At 70.4% G+C, this 18599-nt stretch carries 16 protein-coding genes; 5 read left to right on the top strand and 11 right to left on the bottom strand.

Annotated features, from left to right (window positions below):
• Positions 1–44: 44 nt before the first annotated feature.
• Entirely contained in the window at positions 45–1571 is a 1527-nt protein-coding gene (locus HNO83_RS07115) for an APC family permease (RefSeq protein WP_175336828.1), read from the bottom strand.
• Between the two features lie 232 nt (positions 1572–1803).
• On the opposite strand from HNO83_RS07115, the gene HNO83_RS07120 reads away from it, so the two are divergent.
• The gene (locus HNO83_RS07120) at positions 1804–2760 is read left to right on the top strand and encodes a glycerophosphodiester phosphodiesterase (protein ID WP_175336829.1); all 957 of its coding nucleotides are present in this window, start codon (positions 1804–1806) and stop codon (positions 2758–2760) included.
• Positions 2761–2774: 14 nt separating this feature from the next.
• On the opposite strand, the gene HNO83_RS07125 is transcribed toward HNO83_RS07120, so the two are convergent.
• The 3 genes from HNO83_RS07125 to HNO83_RS07135 form a co-directional block, all read right to left on the bottom strand.
• Entirely contained in the window at positions 2775–3896 is a 1122-nt protein-coding gene (locus HNO83_RS07125) for a class I SAM-dependent methyltransferase (RefSeq protein WP_175336830.1), read from the bottom strand.
• 103 nt (positions 3897–3999) lie between these two features.
• Positions 4000–5385: an APC family permease gene (locus tag HNO83_RS07130; protein ID WP_175336831.1), complete on the bottom strand. Its 1386-nt coding sequence runs from the start codon at positions 5383–5385 to the stop codon at positions 4000–4002.
• 47 nt (positions 5386–5432) lie between these two features.
• Positions 5433–7055, bottom strand: coding sequence for an amidohydrolase (locus tag HNO83_RS07135; RefSeq protein WP_175336832.1), 1623 nt, complete (start codon positions 7053–7055; stop codon positions 5433–5435).
• 84 nt (positions 7056–7139) lie between these two features.
• Here HNO83_RS07135 and HNO83_RS07140 point away from each other — a divergent pair, with 84 nt between their 5' ends.
• Positions 7140–7850: a TetR/AcrR family transcriptional regulator C-terminal domain-containing protein gene (locus HNO83_RS07140; protein WP_175336833.1), complete on the top strand. Its 711-nt coding sequence runs from the start codon at positions 7140–7142 to the stop codon at positions 7848–7850.
• A 75-nt stretch (positions 7851–7925) separates the two neighbouring features.
• Here the strand turns inward: HNO83_RS07140 and corA are convergent, their stop codons facing one another.
• Positions 7926–8894, bottom strand: a complete 969-nt coding sequence (gene corA / locus HNO83_RS07145; protein ID WP_175336834.1) for a magnesium/cobalt transporter CorA — start codon at positions 8892–8894, stop codon at positions 7926–7928.
• A gap of 48 nt (positions 8895–8942) precedes the next feature.
• On the opposite strand from corA, the gene HNO83_RS07150 reads away from it, so the two are divergent.
• On the top strand, positions 8943–10319 hold the full coding sequence (locus HNO83_RS07150) for an alpha/beta hydrolase-fold protein (protein WP_175336835.1): 1377 nt from the start codon (positions 8943–8945) through the stop codon (positions 10317–10319).
• A 74-nt stretch (positions 10320–10393) separates the two neighbouring features.
• On the opposite strand, the gene HNO83_RS07155 is transcribed toward HNO83_RS07150, so the two are convergent.
• Positions 10394–11581, bottom strand: coding sequence for a glycine C-acetyltransferase (locus HNO83_RS07155; protein ID WP_175336836.1), 1188 nt, complete (start codon positions 11579–11581; stop codon positions 10394–10396).
• 2 nt (positions 11582–11583) lie between these two features.
• Positions 11584–12627: an L-threonine 3-dehydrogenase gene (gene tdh / locus HNO83_RS07160; RefSeq protein WP_175336837.1), complete on the bottom strand. Its 1044-nt coding sequence runs from the start codon at positions 12625–12627 to the stop codon at positions 11584–11586.
• 110 nt (positions 12628–12737) lie between these two features.
• On the opposite strand from tdh, the gene HNO83_RS07165 reads away from it, so the two are divergent.
• Positions 12738–13475, top strand: a complete 738-nt coding sequence (locus tag HNO83_RS07165; protein WP_175336838.1) for a cysteine hydrolase family protein — start codon at positions 12738–12740, stop codon at positions 13473–13475.
• Between the two features lie 83 nt (positions 13476–13558).
• Here the strand turns inward: HNO83_RS07165 and HNO83_RS07170 are convergent, their stop codons facing one another.
• From HNO83_RS07170 to dnaK, 4 genes are all read right to left on the bottom strand, one after another.
• On the bottom strand, positions 13559–13972 hold the full coding sequence (locus HNO83_RS07170) for a heat shock protein transcriptional repressor HspR (RefSeq protein WP_175336839.1): 414 nt from the start codon (positions 13970–13972) through the stop codon (positions 13559–13561).
• 2 nt (positions 13973–13974) lie between these two features.
• Positions 13975–14961, bottom strand: coding sequence for a DnaJ C-terminal domain-containing protein (locus HNO83_RS07175; protein WP_175336840.1), 987 nt, complete (start codon positions 14959–14961; stop codon positions 13975–13977).
• 117 nt (positions 14962–15078) lie between these two features.
• Positions 15079–15747 (bottom strand): nucleotide exchange factor GrpE, encoded by a 669-nt coding sequence (locus HNO83_RS07180; protein ID WP_175336841.1) that lies wholly within the window; start codon positions 15745–15747, stop codon positions 15079–15081.
• 2 nt (positions 15748–15749) lie between these two features.
• Entirely contained in the window at positions 15750–17609 is a 1860-nt protein-coding gene (gene dnaK / locus HNO83_RS07185; RefSeq protein ID WP_175336842.1) for a molecular chaperone DnaK, read from the bottom strand.
• A 229-nt stretch (positions 17610–17838) separates the two neighbouring features.
• Between dnaK and HNO83_RS07190 the strand changes: the two genes are divergently transcribed.
• Complete coding sequence (locus tag HNO83_RS07190; RefSeq protein ID WP_175336843.1) at positions 17839–18570, top strand: GTP pyrophosphokinase; 732 nt, start codon at positions 17839–17841, stop codon at positions 18568–18570.
• The last annotated feature ends 29 nt before the right edge of the window (positions 18571–18599 follow it).

Genomic DNA, 18599 nt, shown 5'->3' on the forward strand with positions numbered 1-18599 from the left:
AGAACTCAGGAGCTGAGGGTTGGGGACGAGCTAGGTGCCCCCGGTCAGCGCGCCGCGGGGTCGCGGTCGTCGATGTTCGGCGGTGCGGCCACGTCCAGCTCCTCGGGCAGCTCCAGCGGACGGCGGGTGTAGTACTCGCGCGCCTTCCGGTAGAAGAGGAGGATCGGCACCACGCCGAGCACGATCAGGCCGAGGCCCAGCACGTTGACGACGATCGCGTCGTCCTGGAAGTTCTGCACGATCCCGAGCACGAAGATCACGCCCATGAAGATCGCGCCGACCGCCGGCCACAGGCCGATCAGGAGGAAGTTCTTCGCCGATTTCAGCAGCACCCTGCGGTAGGCGACCACCACGGCCACGCCCGCGAGCGTGTAGTAGAACGCGATCTGGATGCCGATGGATGCGATGGCGTTCGTCATGATGTCGCCGACGGTCTTGCCGATCAGGTTGGCGCCGAGGAACAGCACGATCGACACCCCGACGACGATGAGCGTCGCGAACGCCGGAGTCCGCCAGCGGCGGTGGATGGTGCCGAACACCTTCGGGATGGTGTGGTCGCGTCCCATCGAGAACAGCGTCCGGGTGACCTGGATCAGGGTGGTCTCGAGCGTGGCGACGGTCGACAGCGCGACCGCGATGACGAGGATCTTCCCGCCGATCCCCGGCCAGACCGCGTCGCCGAGCACGGACAGCACGTTGGCGCTGTTGTTCTCGATGGTCTTCGCCGGGAGGATCACCATCGTCGCGATGGTGAAGATCTCGAAGAGCAGGAAGACGATGATGACGCCGATGATGCCCGCGGAGCCGGCGTTCTTGTGCCCGTCCTTGGTCTCCTCGTTGAGGTTGGCCGCGACGTCCCAGCCCCAGAAGTAGAAGGCCGCGATCAGCGCGGCCGAGACGAACACGCCCTGCCCGGTGAGGTGCTGAAAGCCGAGCCAGTCCCACGAGAACGAGGGGCCCGCGTGCGCGGAGGTGGACGCACGCACGATCATCAGCACCGCGAAGAGGATGAGGATGCCGACCTCGATGACCGACATGATCCACTGCGCGCGGGCGGTCACGTGCACGCCGAACAGCACGCACGCGGCCATCACCAGGAACCACAGTGCGCCGACGCCGGTGATGAGCGGGACGTTGCCCGCCTGGTCCGGGGCGAACAGCGTGACCGTCATCGCGCCGGCGGGGAGCGCTCCGGCGACCATGAAGATCGTCGCGGAGATGACGAGCGCCCAGCCGGAGAGGAACCCGAGGATCGGATGCAGCGCCCGCGCGACCCACGAGTAGGCGGCGCCCGCGTTGACGTCGAGGCGGCCGAGGTAGAGGAACGCCCAGGCGATGCCGAGCATCGGGATGCCGCACCAGAGCAGGGCGGCGGGAGCGCCGAGCGCGGCGGCGCCGACCAGCGTCGCGGTGGTCGCGGCGATCGAATAGGCGGGCGCGCTGCCCGCCACGGCCATGACGATCGAGCCGGCGGCGCTCACACCGTCGGCCTTGAGCGCGTGCTGCTGCTCTCCCGGGGTCTGCAGCGGGGCGCCCTGAGGGGCGTCCGGCCGGGAACTGGTCTGCGTCATTGCTCTCCCTGGCTTCGGGGTCGCCGACGCCGGCGCGATCTTCGCGACAGCGGTGTGCGACAGGGGGACGTTAGCAACATCCGGCGACCAAGACAAGTGGATTTCGACTGATTCCGTTGCCGTTTCGCTGATCGAACCCTGAAAACGTTGTGAGATTGCACGTCGGCGGCGGATTCGGTGTGCCCACACCAAGGGACTTGATCCAGCGCGGGCGGGATGCCTAGGGTTGCCCATGCCCGAGGACCAGCAGCCTTCCCCGCCGGACGAGCGGCGGCCGACCCGGCGCACGCTGGTCGCGTTCGTCGTCGGCGCCGGCGTCGTCGCCGGGGCGGGCGCGCTCGCGACGCAGCTGCTGGGCGGCGGACCGCAGAAGGCACCGGCGAGCGGGACACCCACGCCGCGCGGCACCGCGACGGCGACGGCCGGTGAGCGCACCGACGGCCTCCTGGTCGAGCGCCTGGTGCAGCGTCCCGGTTTCACGGTCGCCCACCGCGGCGGTTCGCTCGACTGGCCCGAGATGTCGATGGAGGGGTACCGGCAGTCGGTACAGCTCGGCGCGAACGCGCTGGAGATCTCGCTGGCACGCACGTCGGACGGCGTCTGGTTCGGGCTCCACGACGCCACCCTCGACCGCACCTCCGGAACCTCCGGGTTCGTCGCCGCGCAGCACACCTGGGCGGAGGTGCAGGCGCACAGGATCACGGCGGCCGAGACGAACGATCCGCAGCAGCCGCCGCAGCCGTACCTGCGCTTCGAAGACCTCGTCTCCGCCTACGGCCGCACGCACACGATCTTCGTCGACCCGAAGGTGGTGCCCACGGATCACCTCGGCGAACTGTTCGCGCTGATGTCGGCGCTGCCCGACCCGACCGGCACGTTCGTGGCGAAGGGCTACTGCACCGCGCAGGCCTGGCCGGTGGATGCGGCGGCCCGCGGCTACCGCACCTGGGGCTACTACTACGGGTCGGAGCTGGCGGCGGATCCCGGCATGCTCGCGGCGACGCAGGCCCGCTGGTCCTGGCTCGGCCTCGACTACGAGGCGACCGCCGACGCCTGGCGGACGCTCAACGCGACCGGCAAGCCGGTGCTCGCGCACATCGTCCCGTCACGGGCGGAGGCGGACCGGGCGCTGTCGCTCGGGGCGGCGGGTCTCGTCGTCTCCGGGGTGCGCGAAGTGCTCGCGCGCTGACGATCCATCGATCCTCAGGACGGTCTGCGCGACGCCGTGATCGTGAACTTCGGGTTGCGCGCGATCTGGCGGGTCGGTCCGACGGCGCGCTCGAGGGCCGGGCGGTAGCCGAGGTGCGAGTTCCAGACCGTCCACAACTCGCCGCCCGGGGCGAGCACCCGGCCGGCGTCCGAGAACAGCCGGTGGGCGATGCCGGTGTGCACCGCGCCGCCGATGTGGAACGGCGGGTTGAGAACGATCACGTCGGCCGACGCGTCCGGCTGCGATGCCAGGCCGTCGTCGCGCACCACGGCGACCCGGTCGGCGACGCCGTTCGCGGCCGCGGTCGCGCGGGCGGAGGCGACGGCGGCCGCGGACTGGTCCGTCGCGACGACGCGGAGTCCAGGCCGGGAGACGGCGAGCGCTGAAGCGAGGACACCGGTGCCGCAGCCGAGGTCGATCGCCGTGCGCGCCTCCGGAACCGCTTGGTAGAGCACGGTCAGGAGGAACCGGGTCCCGATGTCGACGGAGGTCCCGGCGAACGCCGCGCCGTGCGCGCACACCCACAGCCCGGTCTCGGGGTCGAGTGCGCGCTCCGGCCAGCGATCGAGCACGGTGGCCGCGGCGGGATGCGGCTCGCGCACGGTCAGCACCCGAGCCTTCTGCCGGGCCAGCGACGCCGACACGTCGCCGAACACCTCCGCGAGCACGGCGTTCATCGCGGTGGTCATGTGCTTGAGCATGCCGCCGGCGTAGACCGTCACGTCGGCGCGGGCGTGCTCGGCGATCAGGGTCGCGATCTCGGCGAGGGCGTCCAGGCTCCGGGGCAGGCGCAGCAGCACGGTGCGGGCGCCGCGGACGAGGGAATCGTCCAGCGGCCGGTGCTCGAACGATCCGGCGAGCCCGAACGCGTCGGCGTTGGCGTCGAGCGCGCGCTCGCCGGTCAGCGCATCCTGGTGCACCCGGATGCCGCGGGCACCGCGCGCCGCGGCCGCGAGGGTGAGTGCGCCGTAGCCGTCGCCGATGACGACGAGACCGGGCTCGCTCACCGCGTCGCCCGCCAGGTCGGCGATCAGGCGGTCGGCGGCGTCCGACGCGAACAGGTTCGGCGCCTCGACCTCCGGCCACCGCCGCAACCGCTCGTACTCGAACTCCACCTCCCCATCCAACCAGCAACCCACGCCATCAGCTCCTGAGTTTCTCCACCTGTCCACGGCGCGTCGGTCGAAGAACTCAGGAGCTGTTGGCTGCGGTGGCGGATCAGGCGGGCTGGTCGGCGAGCTCCTCCTTCTCGGAGAAGTCCATGGTCGGGGGGCGGCGGCGGAAGCCGCGGGTGAGGGCGGCGAGGTAGATCACGCCGACCAGCATCCACGAGAGGCCGACGATGAACGTCGTGACGGTCAGCGACGTCCACAGCCACACCGTCAGCACGAAACCGATCGCCGGGAGCACGCCGTAGCGCACCCACTCGCCCGCCGAGGGCGCGGTGCGGCCGCCCTTCGGGAACAGGTGGTGCTTGATCACCGACAGGTTGACCATCGAGAACGCCGCGAGCGCGCCGAACGAGATCATCGTCGCCGCCTGGTCGAGCGTCAGCACGAGCGCCAGCAGCGACACGACCGAAACGGCGAGCGCGGCGACCCACGGCGTGCGGAAGCGCGGGTGCAGCCGGCCGAAGACCCGCGGCAGCACTCCATCCCGGCCCATCGAGTAGATGATGCGCGAGACGCTGACCTGGGTCGTCATCCCGGAGCCGAATGCGCCGACCACGTAGACCGCGACGAAGAAGGAGGTGAGGAACGCGCCGCCGACCTTCGCCATCAGGTCGACACCGGCCGAGTCGACGTTCGCGAAATCGCGCCAGTCCGGGTAGACCAGGGCTCCCAGCCACGACACGACGATGAAGATCGCACCCCCGATGAGCGTGGTGAGCACGATGGCGCGCGGGATGTCGCGCTTCGGGTTCTTCGCCTCCTCCGACAGCGTCGACACCGCGTCGAAGCCGAGGAACGACAGGGCGAGCACCGCAGCGCCGGCGAAGATCGGCCCGAGGCCGCCCTTGCCGGGCAGGAACGGCTCGATCAGGCTCGGCGTCGCCGAGGACGGGTTCGTGGCGAGCTCCTTGATCGCGAGCACGGCGAAGACGACCACGAGCAGCACCGACAGGGCGACGATGGCGACGTTCAGGCGGTTCACCAGGGTGATGCCCAGCACGTTGAACAGCAGCGTGAGGAGCAGCGCGGCGAGCGCGAACACCCACTGCGGCACCTCCGGGAACTGCGTGTTCAGGTACAGCCCGATCAGGAGGAAGTTGATCATCGGCAGGAACAGGTAGTCGAGCATCAGCGTCCACCCGGTGAGGAAGCCGACGTGACCGCCGAAGGTCTGCTGCGTGTACGTGTACGCCGAGCCCGAGACCGGGAACGCGCGCGCCATGGCGCCGTAGCTCAGCGCCGTGAACAGCATCGCGACGAGCGCGACGACGTAGGCGGAGGGGAGGTGGTTGTCCGTGGTCTCGGTGACGATCCCGTAGGTCGTGAAGACGGTCACCGGCGCGAGGTAGGTGAGCCCGAACAGCACGAGCGCGGTGGGGCCGAGCGCGCGCTTCAGGCGGGGCTGCTGCGTCGGCAGGTCGGTCGTGGTCATGTGGTGCTGCCTCTCTGTCGAGTGGTGCAGTGGGGTGGGGGTGGGTATCAGCTCCGTACGGTGGCCGCGCGGCGGATGCCGGCGACCCAGGTTCCGAGCACGCGGACGGACCGCAGGTCGTGCGGGTCCACGTGACGCGGGTCGGTGTCGAGCCAGACCAGGTCCGGGGCGGACCCCGGACGCAGCTCGCCGCGCTCTGTGCGGGCGAAGGCCTGGCGGGCGACGCCGGAGGAGTAGGCCTCCAGCGCGTCGGTGAGCGGGATGCGCTCGGCGGGGGTCCATCCGCCGTCCGGCACGCGGTCGTCGGTCTGGCGGGTGACCGCCGTCGCGACGCCCGGCCGCCAGTCGGCGCTGCTGACCGGCCAGTCGCTCCCGAAGGAGACGGCGGCCGAGCCGAGCAGCGTGCGGATGGGGTACTGCAGTCGCTCGCGCTCTGGGCCGAGACGCGGGATGGTCAGGGCGACCATCATCGGGTCCAGCTGCGCCCAGAGCGGCTCGAAGTTGGCGATGACGCCGAGGGCGGCGAAGCGCGGCAGGTCGGCCGGGTCGACCACCTGCACGTGCGCGATGACCGGTCGGCGGTCGCGGGGGCCGTTGCTGCGCTCCACCTCCTCGAAGACGTCGAGGGCGGTGCGGGTGGCGGCGTCGCCGATGGCGTGCAGGTGCAGCTGGAAGCCGAGCTTGTCGAACGTGACGGCCGCGGCGGCGAGCTCGCCGGCCTCCCAGTTCGGGAGCCCCCGGTCGCCGGGGGTGTCGGTGTAGTCGTCGAGCATGGCCGCCGTGTGGTTCTCGATGACGCCGTCGACGAAGACCTTGACCGTCCCGGCCGTGAGCAGGGGGTCGCCGAGCTCCTCGACGCGGCGCCGCGACTCGACGAACTCGGGCACCTGGTCGCGCCAGCGCAGCGGGTCGGCGCGGAGGGCCAGGTTGACGCGGGTGGACAGCAGGCCGCGGACGGACGCCTCCAGGTACGCCTCCACCTCGGGCCGCTCGACCCAGGCGTCCTGCACCCACGCGATCCCGAGCCCGGCGTACTCGGCGGTCGCGAGCCGCAGCGCCTCGACGCGCTCGTCGTGCGTGCGGCCGGGCTCGACCGGGAGCAGCAGGTCGACAGCGCCCGGCTCCTGCAGGATGCCGAGCGGTTCGCCGTCGGGCCGGCGCGGGATTCGGCCGAGCGCCGGCTCCGGCGTCGTCGCGTCGATCCCGGCGCGGCGGAGCGCCTCCGAGTTGACCCAGACGGTGTGGTAGTCCCAGGCGCGCAGCACGACCGGGCGGTCGGGCACGGCCGCGTCGAGCCAGCGTGCGTCGAAGAGCCCCTCGGGGGCGAGGGTCGCGTCGTAGCTGGCGCCGTAGATCCACTCCTGCTCGGGATGCGCGTCCGCCCACTCCTTCACGCACGCGACGATCTCGTCGACCGAGCCGCAGCTGCGCACCTGGGGGCCGAGCTTCTCCAGGCCGCCCTGCAGCGGGTGCGCATGCCCGTCGCCGAAGGCGGGGGCGAGCACGCCGCCGAGCAGGTCGACGGTCTCCTCGGCGCCGCTGCGCAGTGCGAGGGCGTCGGCGCCGACCGCGACGATGCGCCCGTCCTGCACCGCAGCCGCGGTGTGCTCGTCGGCGTCCGCGCGGTAGCTCGACAGGATCGTCCCGCTGGTGAAGACGGTCGTGGGCATGCAACCTCCGTGTTACGAATAAATGAACGACGTTCTTTTATTACGTCGGATACTAGGGTGTGATCGAGCCGGAGGGGAAGAGCAATGGCCGAAGTCGATCGCCCGGCCCGCCGCGCGGGCCGCCCCCGGACGACCGTCCTCACCCGCGACCTCATCGCCCACGCGGCGCTCCGGCTGCTCGACGAGTCGGGCGCGGACGGCTTCACCATGGCCCGCCTGGCGCAGGCCCTTCGCGTGCGGCCCAGCGCCCTCTACAACCACGTCGACGGCAAGGAGGACGTGATCGCGGCGGTCCGCGAGCTCGTCTCCGACCGCATCGACGTCGACGTTTTCGCGACCGAACCGTGGGATGCGGCGATGCTCGCGTGGGCGCGCTCGTACCGCGTCGCGTTCGCCGCGCATCCACCGACCATCGCGCTGCTCGCGACCCTCCCGCTGACCGGCGCGCTGCGCACGATGCACATGTACGACACCGTCGTCGCCGCGCTGGTGCGCGCGGGATGGCCGGAGCCGGAGGTGCTGCCGACGATCGTCGCGGTGGAGTCGTTCATCCTCGGCTCGGCGCTCGACGCGATCGCCCCGGCCGACATGTTCGACCCGGCCGGAGCCGACGACGCGGTGCCCGCGTTCGCGTCCGCCTACCGCGCCCGCTCAGCGGCGCTCGGCGATGCCCCGCCGGCCGACGCCGCCTTCGAGATCGGCCTGCGCGCTCTGCTCGACGGCCTCCGCGACCGCTACGCGCGCCTGCACGCCGCCTCCCCCTCCCCCACTCCCTCCCAAGCTCACAGCTCCTGAGTTCTTCGACCTTCCCGCGGCGTGGCGCTCGAAGAACTCAGGAGCTGACGGCTGGGCACCGGGCTGGAGGCTGCGTCAGATCCAGTGCTTGCGCTTGAAGATGATGTAGAGGCCGACGCCCATGGCGAGCATCAGGAGGAGGGCGAACGGGTAGCCGAATGCCCAGTGCAGCTCCGGCATGACGCGGAAATTCATGCCGTACACCGTTCCGACGAGGGTCGGCGTGAACAGGATGGCGGCCCAGCCGGAGGTCTTCTTGACCTCGTCGTTCTGCTGCTGGCCGACCAGCGTGGTGTGCACCGTGAGGGCGTTCTGCAGGATCTGACGGAACCCGTCCGCGCGCTCGGTCACCCGGATGACGTGGTCCTCGACGTCGCGGAACGCATCCCGCAGGTCCTCGTCCTCCTGCCGCGCGAGCAGCCCCTGGCGCAGGCTGCTCATCACGTCGCGAAGCGGGTCCACCGCGCGCTGGAAGTGCATGACCTCCGTCGAGAGTTCGAAGATGCGGCGGGAGACGCCGCGGTCGCCGGAGAACAGCTGGTCCTCGATCTCGTCGATATCGTCCTCCAGGCCCGCGACGACCGGCGCGTACTCGTCGACGATCTCGTCGAGCACCCCGTACAGCGCGGCGATCGGACCGTGCGCGAGCAGAGCGGGGTCGCCTTCCAGCCTGTGGCGCACGCGGGCGAGGTCGGGGCTGTCGAAGTGCCGGACCGTGATGACGAAGTCCTCGCCGAGGAACAGGTGCACCTCGCCGAACTCGACCTTCTCGGTCTCGTCGACGTACCCGGCCGGGCGCAGCACCACGAACAGCATCGAGCCGTACTTCTCGACCTTCGGGCGCTGGTGGCCGGAGAGCGCATCCTCGACGGCGAGCGCCGGGAGGCCGAACTCCTTCGCGACCGCGCCGAGCTCGTCCTCGGTGGGGCGGTAGAGGCCGATCCACGCGAAGCCGCCGCGGTCGCGGACCGTCTCGCAGGTCTCCTCCAGCGACGGCGGCTCGGTGCGCAGCCCGTCCACGTACACGGCGTTGTCGACGATCACCTCGCCACCGTACCTCTCTTCCAGGAGGCCGCCCCTAGACTGACGGGGATGTCCGCCCTCGCCTGGCTCGCAGCCGCCCTCGTGCTCGTCGGTGCGTACCCGGCGTACCGGTTCGCGCGCCGGGCGTGGCGGTTCCGTGCGACCGGCACGGTCGTCGCCGTCGTGGCCGGCCAGGTCGCCGGGCTGGTGCTCGTGGTGGCGGGCGTGCTGCTCCTCCCCCGGCCCGACCTGGTGGGCGCGGGATGGTTCGTGCTGCTGCTCGCCGCCACGGTCGTCCCGCTCGCTGTCGGCGATGTCGTGCAGTCGACGGACCGGCGGGCGCTGCGGGCCACCGTCGCGGGACTGGCCGCGGCATCCGCCGTCGCCGTGCTGTGCGCCGCGGCGGTGCCCGGGTTCGCGAGCGCGACCGTGGCGGGTCACGCGGTACCGGTGAACGAGAAGACCCTCGCCGACGGGTACCAGCTGTCGGTGCGCATCCCGCCGACGGCGTCCGGGTTCTCCGCTCGCGACGCGCACCTGTTCGTGCCGTCGGGCTGGCTCCGGGACCCGTCCGGCACCCGCCCGGTGGTGGAGATGATGATGGGCCAGCCGGGCAACCCGACCCTCGGGGCGACGCTCGACGCGCTGCACGGCCTCGGCGACGACCGGCTCGCCCAGGCGCCGTTCGTGCTCGTCGTCGACCAGCTCGGCGCCATCGACAAGAACCCGCCGTGCGCGGACACCTCCGCGGGCAAGCTCGACACCTACCTGTCGAAGGACGTCCCCGCGTGGATCGACGCCAACCTCCCTGCCTCGCGCGACCGGACCCAGCGCGTGATCGCCGGCTTCTCCCACGGCGGAGAGTGCGCGGTGTACCTGGCGGCGAAGTATCCCGAGAAGTGGGGCGCCGTCATCGACGTCTCCGGCCCGGACAAGCCGGGCGAGCACCGGCCGGTCCTGACGCGTGACAAGTACTTCGGCGGCGACCAGGCGGCGTTCGAGTCGACCTGGCCGGCGAACGTCCTCGCCTCGCGCGACTACCCCCAGCCCACTGTCGGCATCTTCGTGACCGGCCAGGAGGACGACCACTTCCGGCCTCAGGTGGAGGCGACGGCGACCGCCGCCGAGAACGCCGGCTGGAAGGTCACCTACTGGGCCGTCCCGGGTCAGGGCCACTCCGGCCCGACCCTCACGAAGGGTCTCGAGACCGGGTACAACCAGCTGATCGGGTCGTGGCTCGCAGCGGGTGCGACCACTGCGGGCGACCGGCTCCTGTGCCCCGCCGACCAGACCGCGCGGCCGTGCGCCGTGACACAGGCGGCCGCGGTTGCCGGGACGGTCGCGATGGTCGACCTGTCGGTGCTCGCCCTGTTCCTGATCGTCACGCTCGCGCTGTTCTTCGCGCGGCGCGGCGTCCGGCTCCGCCGCTCGCCCGTCGACGACTGACCCGCCCGCGACTCGTCACGAATCGCGCCGATTCCTGACGAAAGCGCGCGATTCGTGACGAATCGGCGGCCCGGTCACGCCTCGACGGCCGCGCGGGACGCGACGAACGCGTCCACGCAACGGCGGATCTCCTCCTCGGTGTGCGCCGCCGACAGTTGCACCCGGATGCGTGCGCGGCCCTTCGGGACCACAGGGTACGAGAACGCAGTGACGTAGACGCCCTGGCGCTGCATCTCGTCCGCGATCCGCGCCGTCAGCGCCGCGTCCCCGAACATGACGGGCACGATGGGATGCGACCCCGGCAGCAGGTCGAAGCCCGCCTCGGTCATCAGCCGCCGGAAAAGCTCCGCGTTCGTCACGAGCTGCGCCCGGAGGTGGTCGGACTGCTCCAGCAGGTCGAGCGCGGCCAGCGTCCCGGCGACGATCGACGGCGCGAGCGTGTTCGAGAACAAGTACGGGCGCGAGCGCTGACGCAGCAGGTCCACGATCTCGCGGCGGCTGGAGACGTAACCGCCCGATGCGCCGCCGAGCGCCTTGCCGAAGGTGCCGGTGTAGATGTCGACCCGGTCGGCGACGCCGCAGAACTCCGGCGTGCCCCGGCCGTGCTCGCCGACGAAGCCGACGGCGTGCGAGTCGTCGACGAAGACGAGCGCGCCGAACTCGTCGGCCAGGTCGCAGATCTCGGCGAGCGGGGCGATGTAGCCGTCCATCGAGAAGACGCCGTCGGTGACGACGACCGTGAAGCGCGCGCCCGCGTCCCGGGCGGCCTCCAGCTGCGCCCGCAGGTCCGCCAGGTCGCGGTTCGTGTAGCGGAAGCGCTGCGCCTTCGACAGGCGGATGCCGTCGATGATCGAGGCGTGGTTGAGCTCATCGGAGACGATCGCGTCCTCCGCAGAGAACAGCGTCTCGAAGACCCCGCCGTTGGCGTCGAAGCAGGAGGAGAACAGGATGGTCGCCTCGGTGCCCAGGAACCGCGACACCCGCCGCTCCAACTCCAGGTGCTGCTCCTGCGTGCCGCAGATGAACCGCACCGACGCCATCCCGTAGCCCCAGTCGTCGAGGGCCGTCTTGGCGGCGTCGCGCAGGGCGGGGTGGTCGGCGAGACCGAGGTAGTTGTTGGCGCAGAAGTTGAGCACCTGCTGCCCGTCCGCGGTGATGAGCGCCGACTGCGGGCCGTGGATGCTGCGCTCCCGCTTGGTGAGCCCGGCCTCCTCGATCTCCGCCAGCTGCGTCGCGATGTGCTCCTTGAAGGCGCCGTACATGTCTAGACCTCCGTCCAGTCGAGGATGACCTTGCCGCCACCCGCCGCGGCCGCAGCGGCGAAGCCCTTCTCCCAGTCACCTGCCGGGAAGCGGTCGGAGACGATCGACGCGATGGCGTCGTGCAGCTCGGCCGAGGTCTGCAGCATCGCGCCCATGGCGTTCCAGGTCTCGAACATCTCGCGGCCGTAGATGCCCTTCAGCGTCAGCATGTGCGTGACGACGATGCCCCAGTCGACCGCGATCTTCTCGGATGGCAGCCCGAGCATGGCGATGCGGCCGCCGTGGTTCATGTTCTCGATCATCGACGGCAGCGCAGTCGGCGCCCCGCTCATCTCGAACCCGACGTCGAAGCCCTCCCGCATCCCGAGCGCCTTCTGCGCCTCCCGGATGTCGTGCTTCGAGACGTCGACGGTGAAGTCGGCGCCCATCCCCCTCGCGAGCTCGAGCCGCTGCGCACTGACGTCGGTGCCGACGATGAAGCGCGCGCCGACGTGGCGGGCGACCGCGATCGCCATGAGGCCGATCGGGCCGCATCCGGTGACCAGCACGTCCTCGCCGACGACCGGGAAGGCGAGCGCCGTGTGGACGGCATTGCCGAGCGGGTCGAACAGCGCGCCCACCTCGGGCTCGATGGCGCTGTGGTGCACCCAGACGTTCGTGGCCGGGAGCACCAGCTGCTCCGCGAAGGCGCCGTCGCGCTGCACGCCGACGCCCTGCGTGCGGATGCACATCTGGCGGCGGCCGGCGCGGCAGTTGCGGCAGGTCCCGCAGACGATGTGGCCCTCGCCGGAGACCAGGTCGCCGACCTCGACGTCGTGCACGAGCGGACCGACCTCGACGACCTCGCCGAAGAACTCGTGGCCGGGGATGAGCGGCGCCTTCACGGCGGAGGCCGCCCAGTCGTCCCAGCGCTGGATGTGCAGGTCGGTTCCGCAGATGCCGGTGCGCAGGACGCGGATCCGGACATCCGCCGGGCCCATCTCGGGCTCCGGGACGTCGACCAGTTGGAGACCGGGTGCGGCCTCGCTCTTGAACAGGGCTCTCATCGTCGCTTCCTCGTGGGAGTCGGTGTGCTTCGTCGCGCGGCCGCCGCGCCTTGTGGGCGGGATGCGGCCGAGAGAGAGCCTACCGCCGCGCGGCTCGCTAGAGTGCTCGCATGAAGCGCGCGCTGATCGTGATCGACCTGCAGAACGAGTACGTCACGGGCAACCTCAAGATCTGTTTCCCGGACCTGATGACGTCCATCCCGAACATCGAGGTCGCGTGGGATGCGGCGGACGAGCATGGCGTCCCCGTGGTCGTGGTTCAGCACCTCGAGGACGAGGGCTCCCCGCTGTTCGCGCGCGGGTCGGCCGGGGCCGCGCTGCACGAGTCGATTGCGGACAGGACACCGGCCAGCCTGGTGACGAAGGCCAGCGTCTCCGCGTTCCCCGGCACCGGGCTGGAGTCGTGGCTGCGGTCGCAGGGCGTCGACACGGTGACGATCGCGGGCTACATGACGCAGCACTGCTGCGCGGGCACGGCGCGGGATGCGGCGGAGCTCGGATTCACGGTGGAGTTCCTGTCGGACGCGACCGGGACGCTCGACCTCGTCAACGAGGCCGGCGCGATCTCGGCGGACGCCCTCCACCGCTCGGTGCTCGTCACCATGCAGTCGGAGTTCGCCGCGGTCGCGACGACGGAGGAGTGGACGCTGGCCGTCGAGGCGGGCGACACCCTCCCGGTCTCGAACCTGTGGGCGAGCACGGGCCACGCCCGGCTGCCGGAGAAGCATGTCGAGCTGCACAAGCTCATGCGCGAGGTGCGCGCGGGCATCGACCACGATATCGCGGCCGAGGAGGCGCACAACATCGAGAACACCCTGTACGTCGGCCAGGGCGTCTCGTCCCTGTAGCCGCCCCGCCACCCGCTCGAGTGGTGAGTAATCGCTGGAATCGGCGCCGAGTAGTGACACGTTGTCACCAGTCGGCGACAGGCTCAGCGGCCGAGGGGGCGCCAGACGACGAGCTGGGTGCTGCGGCGGGTGCGGGTGCCGGTCGGCAGCGGGGTGACCTCGCCGGCCGAGCCGGCGGCGAAGACGCGGCGGCCCGGGCGGTTCAGGAGCTCGTCGGCGAGGGCGCTCTCCAGCTCGCGCACACGCCCGTGCAGCTCGTTCACCTGGTCCTCGAGCTCCAGGATGCGGCGGATTCCCTCCAGGCTGACGCCCTCCGAGCCGAGGCGGGAGATCTCCTGCAGCTTCTCGATGTCGCGCATCGAATACCGGCGCGACTTGCCGGCGGTGCGGCTGGGGCTGACGAGTCCGAGCCGGTCGTACTGCCGGAGCGTCTGCGGGTGCATCCCCGCCAGCTCCGCCGCGATCGAGATCACGAAGACCGGGCTGTGCTCGTCCATGGTCAGCTCCGGGCCTTCGCCAGGAGGTCGTCGCGCGGGTTCTCGGCGGGGAGCGCCGCGGCGAACTCCTCCAGCTTCTCCTTGGCCTCGGCCGAGAGGTGCGACGGGACGGCCACCTGGACGACGGCCAGGAGGTCGCCCGTTCCCTTGCTCGTCTCCACGCCGCGACCCTTGACGCGCAGCACGCGGCCGCTCGGGGTTCCGGGCGCGACGCGCAGCTTCACCGGGTCCCCGCGGAGCGTCGGGACCTCGATCGTCGCGCCGAGCGCGGCCTCAGCGAAGGTGACCGGCACGTTCACGCGGAGGTTGAGTCCTTCACGCTCGAACACCGGGTGCTTGCGCACGGTGACGGTGAGCACGATGTCGCCGGCTTCGCCGCCATCGGGGCTCGGCTGGCCCTTGCCGCGCAGCTTGATCTTCTGGCCGTCGGCTACGCCCGCAGGGATCTTGACCTTGATCGGCTTGCCGTCGGCGGCCTGCAGCGTGATCGTCTCGCCCTTGGTGGCGGTCACGAAGTCGATGGTGGTGTGCGCGGTCACGTCGCGGCCGCGGGTGGGACCGCCGTAGCCGCGGAACCCGCCGGAGGACGAGCCGAAGCGGCCGTTGCCGAACAGTCCGCCGAAGACGTCGTCGAACTCGCCGCCCTGCTGGAACGTGTACCTCTGGTTGCCGCCCTGGCCGAACATCCCGCCGAAGACATCGTCGAAGCCGCCGGCTCCCGCGCCGCCGCCGGGCGCCGTGAACCGGGCGCCGGAGCCCATGGCACGGATCTGGTCGTACTCCTTGCGCTCCTCCGGGTCGCTGAGCACCGAGTAGGCCTCGCTGATCTCCTTGAACTTCGACTCCGCGGCAGCGTCGCCGGGGTTCGAGTCGGGGTGGTACTTGCGCGCCAGCTTGCGGTACGTCTTCTTGAGGTCCGCCTCGCTGACGTCCTTGGAGACGCCAAGCACCTTGTAGAAGTCCTTGTCGAACCAGTCCTGGCTAGCCACGGGCGCCTCCTCTCAGTCGTTGTGGGTCGTGGATGAAGTCTGCATGAGTCGTGCAGGCACGGCGACCGGAGCGGCGGGGATCGCGTCCCCGCCGCTCCGCCGTGCGCTGCTGCCGGATCAGGCCGGCACCGCGACGACGACCTTCGCCACCCGGACGGTGGTGGAGCCCAGCCGGTAGCCGGTCTCGACCACCTCGGCGACGGTGTCCGCCGTCACGCCGGGGGTGGGCTGCTGGAAGATCGCCTCGTGGATCTGCGGGTCGAAGGGCTCGCCCTTCTCGCCGTACGGGGTGAGGCCGAGGCGCTCGACCGCCGCGCGCAGCTTGCCGGCGATGGCCGAGAACGCGGTGCCCTCGCCCAGATCGCCGTGCTTCTCCGCGCGCTCGAGGTCGTCGAGCACCGGGATGAGGCCCTTCACCGCGTCGCCGACCGCTCGTTCGCGCTCGATCTCGCGGTTGGCCTCGGTGCGCTTGCGGTAGTTCGCGTACTCCGCGGTCACCCGCTGGAGGTCGGCGAGACGTTCCGCCGCGACCTGCTCGGCCGTGGTCTGACCGGAGAGGATGTCGAGGTCGTCGTCGCTCAGGACGCCGCCCTCCTCCTCCGTGCCTTCGCCCTCGGCCGGGCCGACGTCGACGAGCTCCTCGTGGGAGAGGTCGTGCTCGCCGCCGTCGGCCGGCTCACCCTCGGGCTGCCGGACCTTCCCGGTCTCGGGGTCGATCTTCCGCTTGTCGCGGATGATCGGCTCCTCGTGTTCCGGCTCCTGCGAGCCGCCGTTCTGGTCCGACATGCTTACTTCTTCTCCTCGTCGTCGACGACCTCGGCGTCGATGACGTCCTCGTCGTCGGAGGACGACTCGCCCTGCGGCGCCTCACCCGCGTCGCCGGCCGGCGCCTCGGAGGGCTGAGAGGACGAGTAGATCGCCTCGCCGAGCTTCTGCTGGCTCGCGCTCAGCTTCTCGTACGCGGTCTTCACGGCCTCGTCGTCCTCGCCGGCGAGAGCCGTCTTCAGACCGTCGACGTCGCCCTGGACCTCGTTCTTGACGTCCTCCGGGAGCTTGTCCTCGTTGTCCTTGATCAGCTTCTCGATCGAGTAGACGAGCTGCTCGGCCTGGTTGCGGGTCTCGGCGGACTCGCGGCGCTTCTTGTCCTCCGCCGCGTGCTCCTCGGCCTCGCGCACCATGCGGTCGATGTCCTCCTTCGGCAGGCTGGACCCGCCGGTGATCGTCATCGACTGCTCCTTGCCGGTGCCCTTGTCCTTGGCGGACACGTGCACGATACCGTTGGCGTCGATGTCGAAGGTGACCTCGATCTGCGGGATGCCGCGGGGGGCCGGCGCGATGCCGGTCAGCTCGAAGGTGCCGAGCGGCTTGTTGTCGCGGGTGAACTCGCGCTCGCCCTGGAAGACCTGGATCGCGACGGACGGCTGGTTGTCGTCGGCCGTGGTGAAGGTCTCGCTGCGCTTGGTCGGGATGGCCGTGTTGCGCTCGATGAGCTTGGTCATGATCCCGCCCTTGGTCTCGATGCCGAGGGACAGCGGGGTGACGTCGATGAGGAGGACGTCCTTGCGCTCGCCCTTCAGGACACCGGCCTGCAGGGCGGCGCCGACGGCGACGACCTCGTCCGGGTTGACGCCCTTGTTGGGCTCCTTGCCGGTCTCCTGCTTCACGAGCTCGGAGACGGCCGGCATGCGGGTCGAACCACCGACCAGCACGACGTGCGCGATGTCGGACACCTTGATGCCGGCCTCGCGGATGACGTCCTGGAACGGCTTCTTGGTGCGGTCGAGGAGGTCGCTGGTCATCTGCTCGAACTGGGCGCGGGTGAGCGTCTCGTCGAGGTTGGCCGGGCCGTTCTCGGTCAGCGAGAGATAGGGCAGCTGGATGCTGGTCGACATGCTCGACGACAGCTCCTTCTTGGCCTGCTCCGCCGCCTCCTTCAGGCGCTGCAGGGCGATCTTGTCGTTGCTGACGTCGACGCCCGTGGTCTCCTTGAACTTCTTGATCAGCCAGTCGACGATGCGCTGGTCCCAGTCGTCGCCGCCGAGGCGGTTGTCACCGGCCGTCGAGCGGACCTGGATGGTCGAGAAGTCGTCGTCCTTGCCCACCTCGAGCAGGGAGACGTCGAACGTGCCGCCACCGAGGTCGAAGACGAGGATCAGCTCGTCCTCCTTGCCCTTGTCGAGGCCGTACGCGAGCGCGGCCGCGGTCGGCTCGTTGATGATGCGCAGGACGTTGAGGCCCGCGATCTCGCCGGCCTCCTTGGTGGCCTGGCGCTCGGCGTCGTTGAAGTACGCCGGCACGGTGATGACCGCGTCGGTGACGGTGTCGCCGAGGTACTGCTCCGCATCCCGCTTCAGTTTCTGCAGGATGCGCGCGGAGATCTCCTGCGGCGTGTACTTCTTGCCGTCGATCTCCTTGGTCCAGTTCGTGCCCATGTGGCGCTTGACCGACGCGATGGTGCGGTCGACGTTGGTGACCGCCTGGCGCTTCGCGGTCTCGCCGACGAGGACCTCGCCGTCCTTGGTGAAGGCGACCACCGACGGGGTGGTGCGGAAACCCTCCGCGTTCGCGATGACCGTGGGCTCGCCGCCCTCGAGCACCGAGACGACGGAGTTGGTCGTTCCGAGGTCGATACCTACTGCACGTGACATGTGTGCTTCTCTCCTTTGTTGCTGGCTCGTGGCCGTGAAAGTCCGGGGTCAAGACTTGAGCCTCGACGACTCAAGACTGTCACCCGCGGTCGGATGCTGTCAAGATGTCGATCCTCAAACTTGAGTACACCTGACTCAACTTTCAGGAGGTTCGAAGTATTCCGGCCGATCGGACCCCCGCCAACCGATTCACACCCACCGCACAAGCGTCCTCGCTAGCGTCGATCGCATGGACCCGGACCCCGCCGCAGCCCCGCTCCTCTCGACCCGCGCGATCGAGGCGTTGCAGAGCATCGACCCCGCCACGTTGAGTGAAGTGCAGGCGTTCCGGGACGATTTCGCGCGGTTCATCATGCCGTACAAGTTCGGCATCGACGAGATCTCCACCAAGGTCGGCATCCTGCGCGAGGAGTTCGCCGAGCTGCACGACTACAACCCGATCGAGCACATCTCCTCGCGGCTCAAGTCGCCGGAGAGCATCGAGCAGAAGGTCATCCGCAAGAACTGCGAGCCCAGCTTCGACGCCATCCGCGAGGCCATCACCGACATCGCGGGCATCCGGATCGTGTGCAGCTTCCAGTCGGACGTCTACCGCGTGTTCGACCTGCTGACGGCGCAGGCGGACGTGCGGGTGCTGCGAGTGAAGGACTACATCGCGCACCCCAAGCCGAACGGGTACAAGAGCCTCCACGTGATCGTCGAGGTGCCCGTCTTCCTCAGCGAGGGCCCGGTGATGGTGCCGGTCGAGATCCAGCTGCGGACGGTCGCGATGGACTTCTGGGCGAGCCTGGAGCACAAGATCTACTACAAGTACGACGGCGAGGTGCCGGAGGGGCTGCTGCGCGACCTGACCGACGCGGCGGGCACGGCGAACCAGTTGGACGTCACGATGGAGAACCTGCACCGCCAGGTCCGAGGCGACGACCGCGGCACCGTCTACAGCCTCCCCGCCTCGCACTGACCGCGGTCGCGTCGTTCACCGCGCGTTCC

Source organism: Leifsonia sp. C5G2, from assembly GCF_013359685.1.
Classification (GTDB): Bacteria; Actinomycetota; Actinomycetes; order Actinomycetales; family Microbacteriaceae; genus Leifsonia.

What these genes read in the sequence shown, in the direction of transcription:
- HNO83_RS07115 (WP_175336828.1), bottom strand. Translation starts at nt 1,571, where the DNA reads ATGACGCAGACCAGTTCCCGGCCGGACGCCCCTCAGGGCGCCCCGCTG.
- HNO83_RS07180 (WP_175336841.1), bottom strand. Translation starts at nt 15,747, where the DNA reads ATGTCGGACCAGAACGGCGGCTCGCAGGAGCCGGAACACGAGGAGCCG.
- HNO83_RS07150 (WP_175336835.1), top strand. Translation starts at nt 8,943, where the DNA reads ATGTCCGCCCTCGCCTGGCTCGCAGCCGCCCTCGTGCTCGTCGGTGCG.
- HNO83_RS07135 (WP_175336832.1), bottom strand. Translation starts at nt 7,055, where the DNA reads ATGCCCACGACCGTCTTCACCAGCGGGACGATCCTGTCGAGCTACCGC.
- HNO83_RS07120 (WP_175336829.1), top strand. Translation starts at nt 1,804, where the DNA reads ATGCCCGAGGACCAGCAGCCTTCCCCGCCGGACGAGCGGCGGCCGACC.
- tdh (WP_175336837.1), bottom strand. Translation starts at nt 12,627, where the DNA reads ATGAGAGCCCTGTTCAAGAGCGAGGCCGCACCCGGTCTCCAACTGGTC.
- HNO83_RS07140 (WP_175336833.1), top strand. Translation starts at nt 7,140, where the DNA reads ATGGCCGAAGTCGATCGCCCGGCCCGCCGCGCGGGCCGCCCCCGGACG.
- HNO83_RS07155 (WP_175336836.1), bottom strand. Translation starts at nt 11,581, where the DNA reads ATGTACGGCGCCTTCAAGGAGCACATCGCGACGCAGCTGGCGGAGATC.
- HNO83_RS07165 (WP_175336838.1), top strand. Translation starts at nt 12,738, where the DNA reads ATGAAGCGCGCGCTGATCGTGATCGACCTGCAGAACGAGTACGTCACG.
- dnaK (WP_175336842.1), bottom strand. Translation starts at nt 17,609, where the DNA reads ATGTCACGTGCAGTAGGTATCGACCTCGGAACGACCAACTCCGTCGTC.
- HNO83_RS07130 (WP_175336831.1), bottom strand. Translation starts at nt 5,385, where the DNA reads ATGACCACGACCGACCTGCCGACGCAGCAGCCCCGCCTGAAGCGCGCG.
- HNO83_RS07170 (WP_175336839.1), bottom strand. Translation starts at nt 13,972, where the DNA reads ATGGACGAGCACAGCCCGGTCTTCGTGATCTCGATCGCGGCGGAGCTG.
- HNO83_RS07190 (WP_175336843.1), top strand. Translation starts at nt 17,839, where the DNA reads ATGGACCCGGACCCCGCCGCAGCCCCGCTCCTCTCGACCCGCGCGATC.